The following is a 7,905-nucleotide window of genomic DNA, read 5'->3' as shown; positions in this document are numbered from 1 at the left end:
GTGGCAGCCAGCATTTGCCCCGACGCTGACATTACTTTGAAGCATGTGGGCATGAACCCCACCCGCACCGGTGTCGTCGATATCTTAAAGTTGATGGGTGCCAACATCGAGTTGAGCAATCATGCTGTGGTGGGCGGGGAGCCGGTGGCTGATGTGCGAATTCGAAGCGCCCAATTGAAAGGAATCAATATTCCTGAACACCTGGTGCCCCTGGCCATTGACGAGTTTCCGGTGATTTTTGTGGCGGCCGCCAACGCGCTTGGCACCACCGTGCTCACCGGGGCTGAAGAGTTGCGGGTCAAGGAGTCTGACCGCATCGCCGTCATGGCCGATGGCTTGCAGGCTTGCGGGGTGAATGCGAAACCCACCGAAGACGGAATGGTCATCGAGGGCTTGGGTCAGGTGGACGGGTTGAGGTACAACGCCACCGCCATTGAGTCGCAAGGAGATCATCGCATCGCCATGTCGTTTGCCGTGGCAGCCATTCGCGCCAAAGGCAGCATGGTGATCCGGGGGGCGCAGACTGTGGACACTTCTTTCCCTGGCTTTGTCGCATTGGCCAGTGGCTTGGGCATGAACGTGAGTGCAAAAAAGAATGGTTGATTCTTCACACAAAGCCGCCCCAGTGATCGCCATCGACGGCCCCACGGCCTCTGGCAAGGGCACAGTGGCCGGGTTGGTTGCCAAGCAGCTGGGTTTTTACTACCTGGACAGCGGTGCCATTTACAGGGTGTTGGGTGTGGCCGCGCAAGGGGCTGGTTTGTCGATTGACATCCCCGAGCACCATGCCCCTTTGGTGAATTTGGCCGCCAACATGCCGGTGTCATTTGTGGGCGAACAGGTGGTGTTGAATGGTCAAGACGTATCTGGCGCCATTCGAACCGAGCAAGCTGGGGTGTTGGCATCACGCATGGCGGTGGACCCCCAAATTCGCGCGGCCTTGCTGCAACGTCAACGAAATTTTCGGCAGCCACCGGGCCTGGTGGCCGATGGCCGTGACATGGGCTCGGTGGTTTTTCCCGATGCAATATTGAAGGTTTTTTTAACCGCCAGTGCCCAGGTGCGCGCAGAGAGACGCGTTAAACAAATTGAGGGGCGCGGCCAACGGGCTGATTTTGACGCCATCTACCAAGACCTGCTGGCCCGCGACAAGCGCGATACCGAGCGTGCTGTGGCGCCTTTGAAGCCCTGCGATGATGCCAAAGTGTTGGATTGTTCCGACATTGGTGTGGATCAAGTGGTGCAAACCATCCTGAAATGGGCCCTACAGGCACTTTAAACGCTTGATCACAAAAGGCTTTCTTGTTATACTCTCAGCCCTTGTAAGCCGCCTGGGTTAATCGAAATCTAGGCGTTTTTGAACTCCGTCATGCATCCCGCATTGGCGTGTAAATTTTCACTTTTATGACCTCAACTCAAACCACCCAAGCCCCCGAAAGTTTTGCAGCACTTTTCGAAGAAAGCCTTGCGCGCAAAGAAATGCGCACAGGCGAAGTGATCACCGCCGAAGTTGTACGTGTCGATTACAACTACGTTGTTGTGAACGCTGGGCTGAAATCCGAAAGCTATATTCCCATTGAAGAATTCAAAGACGACCACGGCAACGTGGAAGTCAACGACGGTGACTTCATCTCCGTGGCCATCGAGGCCCTGGAAGACGGTTACGGTGAAACCCGCTTGTCCCGCGACAAAGCCAAGCGCTTGTCCGCATGGCTGAGCCTTGAGCAAGCGCTTGAGTCTGGTGAGCTGGTTACCGGTACCATCACCGGCAAGGTGAAGGGTGGTCTCACTGTGATGGTTAACTCCATTCGCGCTTTCCTGCCAGGTTCCTTGGTTGATGTGCGCCCGGTAAAAGACACCACGCCTTTCGAAGGCAAAACCCTGGAGTTCAAGGTCATCAAGCTCGACCGCAAGCGCAACAACGTGGTGCTGAGCCGCCGTGCCGTGGTAGAGGCCACCATGGGTGAAGAGCGCGAGAAGCTCCTGTCCAACCTGCAAGAAGGTGCAGTGGTCAAGGGTATCGTTAAAAACATCACCGATTACGGCGCATTCGTGGACTTGGGCGGTATCGATGGCCTGTTGCACATCACCGACTTGGCATGGCGCCGTGTACGCCACCCATCCGAGGTGCTGACCGTTGGCGAAGAGATCGAAGCCAAGGTATTGAAGTTCGACCAAGAGAAAAACCGCGTGTCTTTGGGCGTGAAGCAGCTTGGCGAAGACCCATGGGTCGGTCTGTCACGCCGCTACCCTGCAGACACTCGTCTGTTCGGCAAAGTGACCAACATCACCGATTACGGCGCGTTTGTTGAGGTAGAGCAGGGCATCGAAGGCCTGGTGCACGTGTCTGAAATGGATTGGACCAACAAGAACGTGGACCCCAAGAAAGTCGTTACTTTGGGCGACGAAGTTGAAGTCATGGTGCTGGAAATCGACGAAGAGCGTCGCCGCATCAGCCTGGGCATGAAGCAGTGTCTGGCCAACCCATGGGAAGAGTTCTCCTCCAACTTCAAGAAAGGCGACAAAGTGTCTGGCGCCATCAAGTCGATCACCGACTTTGGCGTGTTCATTGGTCTGCCTGGCGGCATCGATGGCTTGGTTCACCTCTCCGACCTGTCTTGGAACGAAACCGGTGAAGAGGCTGTTCGTCGCTTCAAGAAAGGCGACGAAGTGGAAGCTCTGGTACTGGCCATTGATACTGAGCGTGAGCGCATCAGCTTGGGCATCAAGCAGCTGTCGGGCGACCCCTTCACCGTGTTTGCCTCTTCCAATGACCGTGGTTCCATGGTCACCGGCAAGGTGAAGTCTGTGGATGCCAAGGGCGTTGTGGTTGATTTGGGTGACGACATCGAAGGCTACCTGCGTGCCTCCGAAATTTCCAACGACCGCGTGGAAGACGCACGCAACGCGTTCAACGAAGGCGACTCCGTGACCGCGATGGTGATCAACGTGGATCGCAAGAGCCGTTCAATCGCCCTGTCCATCAAGGCCAAAGACCAAGTGGACACCGATGAGGCCCTGAAGAAAATTGCTGAAGAAAGCGCCGGCTCTGCTGGTACAACCAGCTTGGGCGCGCTGTTGAAGGCCAAGCTTGGCAATCAGTAATTTGTTGTAAAACCGACATGCCCGCCCCCGGTGGGGTGGGCATGTTTGTGATGCTTAAAACAATGACAAAATCAGAACTCATCAACCAGCTGGTCAAACGTTTCCCGAAACTGCCTGTTCGGGACACCGATTTTGCTGTTAAAAGCATATTGGACACCATGACCCAAGCCTTGGCCGATGGCCAGCGCATTGAGATTCGTGGCTTTGGCAGTTTTTCACTAACCCGCCGCCCAGAGCGCGTGGGCCGCAACCCAAAATCTGGCGAGCAGGTGGTTGTGCCTGCAAAGCGAGTGCCGCACTTTAAGCCCGGCAAAGAGCTTCGCGAACGAGTTGATTTATACTCCAAGAAAGATCGTTAAATCGACATCATCCCGGTGATCACTTGCAGAACACACCGATGATTCGTCGGTGCTGATTCCTACAACAACACAGGGGACCCGCCTTGAAAATCGTCGCTTGGGTGGTGCGCATTGCACTGTTTCTGGTCGTTCTCACCTTCTCCATCCGAAACACCGATTTAGTCACAGTCAAATGGCTGCCTGGCCTGGAAATCCAGGTGCAGTTGGTGCTGGCGCTGTTGGCTGCATTTTTGTTGGGCGCGGTCTTTGCCTGGCTGTCGATGTTGCCTTCCTGGCTGAAGGCCAAACGCGCGGCGTCCGTGGCCAACAAACAGATTGAACGCCTTGAAAAAGAAGTAGCCTCCCTCAAAGCCGCACAATCTGGCACGCCCGTGGTGCCTGCAGTGCCAGAGACAAGCAACCCCTTGACTGCCTTGCCGATGGGCCCCAGCCATGGAATTTGAAACCTGGTGGCTCATCCTCATTCCACTGATTTTCAGCTTGGGATGGATGGCCGCTCGCCTAGAGCGCAAATCCGATGTGAGCGCGCGCGGGCAATTGCCTGCGTCTTACTTCAAGGGCGTTAACTTTTTGCTCAGTGAACAGCCCGACAAGGCCATCGATGCCTTTCTCGAGGTGGCGGCTGTGGACACCAACACCGTCGAACTGCATTTTGCACTGGCCAACCTGTTTCGCAAAAAAGGTGAAATTGACCGAGCCATCCGTGTTCATCAGTTCTTGACTTCGCGCGAGCAGATTCAGCCTGCTGATCGCGCCAAGGCCACTTTTGAGCTTGGCGTGGACTTTTTGCGTGCCGGTATTCTGGACCGTGCCGAGCAGGCCTTTCACAGCCTCGCCAATTCACACCTGCAGGCGGATGCAGCGCGACAACTCCTTGAGCTTTACGAGCTAGAAAAGGCATGGGACAAAGCCATTGAGCAGGCGCACCGATTGAGAGAGTTTGGTGCCCCCGTGCCGGCGGGCGACATTGCTCATTTTTACTGCGAACTGGCCACGCAGGCGATGGCCGACAAAGACAATGCGCGCGCCAAGGCCGAGCTGCAAAACGCTCTGTTGACCGATGGGCAGAATGTGCGGGCGTCCCTGCTGCTGGGTGAAATCTATTACTCCCAGGGCGCATACGATGACGCGCTGGGGCAATGGCGCACCGCCGAACGGCAAAATCCCTGGTACCTGCCCTTGGTGGGGCCAAAAATGTGGGAAGCCTACAAGGCCATGGGGCGCGATCGTGAAGGCATCGAGGCCCTAACCGCCTATTGTGCGCAGTACCCCTCAATTGATTTGTTGCTGGTGTTGGCCAAAGCTGTGGAAGAAGCCAATGGCGAGCAGGCCGCGTTTGATTTGTTGCGCGAGCAGGTCCGCTTGCGCCCCAGCCTGCTTGGTTTGGACAAATTGCTCGAGCAGCAGTTGCGCGGCAAAATGGACGATGAGCGCAGCAAAGACCTGCGCCTCACCCGCGAGTTGATTTCAAAGCACACCCAACGGCTGGAACGTTACCGCTGCCAATCGTGTGGCTTCCAAGCCAAGAAGTTTTACTGGCAGTGCCCCGGGTGCGCCAATTGGGACTCCATCGTGCCGCGTCGTGCCGAGGAGCTTGATTTTTATCCTGTGTCAGCCAAAAAACAGGCGCACAGCTAATCCTTGGGTGGCTATTCCATGGTTGATATAAGTCGTTTTGCCAAAGCCAGTATTTTGGTGGTGGGTGACGTGATGCTGGACCGCTATTGGTTTGGCGACGTAGAGCGCATTTCCCCTGAGGCTCCCGTGCCTGTGGTGTTGGTGGGCAATCGGGATGAGCGTCTGGGTGGTGCAGCCAACGTGGCCATCAACGCCAGCTCTTTGGGCGCGCGCTTGTGTTTGATGGGCGTGGTGGGCAATGATGAACCGGGCGCCACCGTGGAGCGACTTTTAACAGCTTCTGGAGTGCGTTCGCGCTTGCTAAAAGACCCGCAATTTCCCACCACTGTGAAGCTGCGAGTGGTGGCTCGCCAGCAGCAATTGGTGCGCATCGACTTCGAAGAACGCCCGACGCCCGAGCACCTCACCACCAAAATGGAATTGTTTGAACAAGAGTATGCGCAGCATGATGTGGTGTTGTTCTCCGACTACGGCAAAGGTGCGCTGGAACACGTGGCCAGCATGATTGAGCTGTGTCGAAAGGCTGGCAAGATCACCTTGGTCGACCCCAAGGGCGATGACTACAGCAAGTACGCGGGTGCCTCGGTGTTGACTCCCAACCGCTCAGAATTCAAACAGGTGATGGGGGGCTGGAAAACAGAGGCCCAATTGACCGAGAAGGCTCAAACCCTTCGTCAGCGCTTGAACTTGGGTGCTCTGTTGTTGACTCGCTCAGAAGAGGGCATGACCTTGTTCAATGAGGAGGGGGCTTTCCATGTGCCAGCGCAAGCCCGTGAGGTGTTTGATGTGTCAGGCGCTGGGGACACCGTGATTGCCACTTTGGCTTGCGCCATCGGCGCAGGCATGAATCTGCCTGACAGCGTTCGCCTGGCCAACAAAGCGGGTGGTGTGGTGGTTGGCAAGTTGGGCACTGCGGTGATCTTGCCCGAAGAACTGGTTTAAACAGGAATCAACATGACAGTGATCGTAACCGGCGCGGCCGGCTTTATTGGCAGCAATTTGGTGAAGGCCCTGAACGACCGCGGCATCAGCGAGATCGTCGCAGTGGACAACCTCACCAAGGGCGACAAGTTTTTAAATTTGGTGGACTGCGAAATCGCGGATTACCTGGACAAGAACGAGTTTTTGACCCGGCTTGAACGTGGTGACTTTGAGCGCTGCATGGCAATTTTTCATGAGGGTGCGTGTTCCGACACCATGGAGCACAACGGTAACTACATGATGACCAACAATTTCCGTTACACACAAAGTGTGTTCGATTGGGCGCAGCGCACCGGCACTCCCATGCTGTATGCGTCGTCGGCCGCAGTGTATGGTGGAAGCACTCAGTTTGTAGAAAACCGCGACGTTGAGAAGCCACTCAATGTGTATGGGTATTCCAAATTTTTGTTTGATCAAGTGCTGCGTCGCCATTTGCTCACTGGTTTGAAATCGCCTGTGTATGGCTTTAGGTATTTCAACGTGTATGGTGACCGTGAGCAGCACAAAGGCCGCATGGCATCCGTTGCTTTTCACAACTTCAACCAGTTTCGCGAGGGTGGGCCTGTGCGCCTGTTTGGGCCTTATGGCGGTTACGAGGCAGGCTGCCAACAGAGAGACTTCGTGTCCATCGAAGACGTGGTGAAGGTCAATATGCACTTTTTTGAGCATTTGAACAGCCCGTCGGGCGTTTACAACCTGGGCACCGGGCGAGCCCAAACCTTCAACGATGTGGCACTAACCACCTTGAACACATTGCGTGCTCACCGCGGTGAGTCCGTGTTGGGTCTGAGCGAAGCGGTGGCCGGTGGCCATATTCAGTACATCGATTTTCCAGATGCCCTGAAAGGCAAATACCAAAGCTACACCCAGGCTGACTTGAGCAAGCTGCGTGAAGCGGGCTACAACGGCAGCTTTTACAGCGTGGAGCAGGGGGTGGCCCGCTATGTTGAGCGCCTGATTCGCCAATATCAGGTTTAATTTTGAACTAACGTGGGTGGGCAGACACTCACTATTGTTGGCTGGCTCGGCCTCTTGAACCGAGCCGCCCCAAAGCTGTGGGGTTCCCCCTAGTTTTGAGGGTAGTCCAGCACCTTGTACAAAAGCATACTCGTCCTTAGGGACGAGACCTGCCAATGTGCAAGTGTCTCTGTCTCCTCAAGCCCTGTTTAAGCCCGCTCAAGTAGCGGGCTTTTTTTTAGCTCACCATGCCCGAGAAGTACCACTGGAACAACATGGCCAACAGGGACATGAAGGCTGTGGTGGCAAAGGCCAGTGAAAGGCCGATGGCAGTCACCACCAAGCCATTGGTTTGTTTGGTGTCGCTGGGGTAACCTGGGTTGATGGTCGTATTGAAAGTGGCGTCGGGCATGAGGCCATAGCGGATTGCGTCGAACCAGCCCGCGAAGGCAGACAGCGGGAAAAACATCATATAAAACCAAAAACGCTTGCGACCCGCGTAAATCCAGTGCCCCCCCACGGGGCCTGTGAGCAGCGCCAGCCAACAAAACAGCAATTTTGATTTAAGAGGTTCAGCAGGGTGATCGCTCATGATAGAAATGCAGCTTGTATGAATCTGTTACGCCAGATATAATAGCGGGTTATCGGGTTTAATGCGCACGCAGCAAGGTGCCTTGTGCAGGGCATTGTTTTTAGGTGTGTACAAATCCAACCCCAACACTTCGCACGTACATTTTGCAAAAGAGGACATTATGGTCGTAATCCGACTCGCACGTGGTGGTTCCAAGAAGCGCCCGTTTTACAGCTTTGTTGCTGCTGATTCCCGCAGCCGCCGTGACGGCCGCTTCATCGAGCGCATCGGCTT

General features: G+C 55.4%; 9 protein-coding genes and 1 pseudogene. 9 read left to right on the top strand and 1 reads right to left on the bottom strand.

Annotated features, from left to right (window positions below; translation table 11 throughout):
- From ACEQU8_RS02755 to rfaD, 8 genes and pseudogenes are all read left to right on the top strand, one after another.
- A pseudogene (locus tag ACEQU8_RS02755) lies at positions 1-603 on the top strand (3-phosphoshikimate 1-carboxyvinyltransferase); the annotation flags it as partial.
- Complete coding sequence (gene cmk / locus ACEQU8_RS02750) at positions 596-1,279, top strand: (d)CMP kinase (RefSeq protein WP_370261296.1); 684 nt, start codon at positions 596-598, stop codon at positions 1,277-1,279. The pseudogene ACEQU8_RS02755 and the gene cmk, both read left to right, overlap by 8 nt.
- Positions 1,280-1,404: 125 nt before the next feature.
- Complete coding sequence (gene rpsA / locus ACEQU8_RS02745) at positions 1,405-3,105, top strand: 30S ribosomal protein S1 (protein WP_370261295.1); 1,701 nt, start codon at positions 1,405-1,407, stop codon at positions 3,103-3,105.
- Positions 3,106-3,167: 62 nt separating this feature from the next.
- Positions 3,168-3,464 (top strand): integration host factor subunit beta, encoded by a 297-nt coding sequence (locus ACEQU8_RS02740; protein ID WP_370261298.1) that lies wholly within the window; start codon positions 3,168-3,170, stop codon positions 3,462-3,464.
- 83 nt (positions 3,465-3,547) lie between these two features.
- Positions 3,548-3,907 carry a lipopolysaccharide assembly LapA domain-containing protein gene (locus tag ACEQU8_RS02735; protein ID WP_370261294.1) on the top strand — a complete coding sequence of 120 codons (360 nt, stop codon included), beginning with the start codon at positions 3,548-3,550 and terminating at the stop codon, positions 3,905-3,907.
- Entirely contained in the window at positions 3,897-5,102 is a 1,206-nt protein-coding gene (gene lapB / locus ACEQU8_RS02730; RefSeq protein WP_370261293.1) for a lipopolysaccharide assembly protein LapB, read from the top strand. Before ACEQU8_RS02735 ends, lapB begins: the two co-directional genes overlap by 11 nt.
- 18 nt (positions 5,103-5,120) lie before the next feature.
- Positions 5,121-6,044, top strand: a complete 924-nt coding sequence (rfaE1, locus tag ACEQU8_RS02725) for a D-glycero-beta-D-manno-heptose-7-phosphate kinase (RefSeq protein WP_370261291.1) — start codon at positions 5,121-5,123, stop codon at positions 6,042-6,044.
- 12 nt (positions 6,045-6,056) lie between these two features.
- A complete protein-coding gene (gene rfaD, locus ACEQU8_RS02720; RefSeq protein WP_370261290.1) occupies positions 6,057-7,061 on the top strand; it encodes an ADP-glyceromanno-heptose 6-epimerase in 1,005 nt (334 codons plus the stop codon).
- A 217-nt stretch (positions 7,062-7,278) separates the two neighbouring features.
- Here the strand turns inward: rfaD and ACEQU8_RS02715 are convergent, their stop codons facing one another.
- Positions 7,279-7,632 (bottom strand): hypothetical protein, encoded by a 354-nt coding sequence (locus ACEQU8_RS02715; RefSeq protein WP_370261289.1) that lies wholly within the window; start codon positions 7,630-7,632, stop codon positions 7,279-7,281.
- 160 nt (positions 7,633-7,792) lie between these two features.
- Here ACEQU8_RS02715 and rpsP point away from each other — a divergent pair.
- A partial coding sequence (gene rpsP, locus ACEQU8_RS02710; RefSeq protein ID WP_370261297.1) for a 30S ribosomal protein S16 occupies positions 7,793-7,905 on the top strand: 113 nt, incomplete at its 3' end.

The sequence above is a fragment of the Limnobacter sp. genome (assembly GCF_964228395.1).
Lineage (GTDB): Bacteria > Pseudomonadota > Gammaproteobacteria > Burkholderiales > Burkholderiaceae_B > Limnobacter.
Note: the sequence above shows the minus strand (reverse complement) of the source record. Positions and strands in the feature narration are given on the sequence as shown.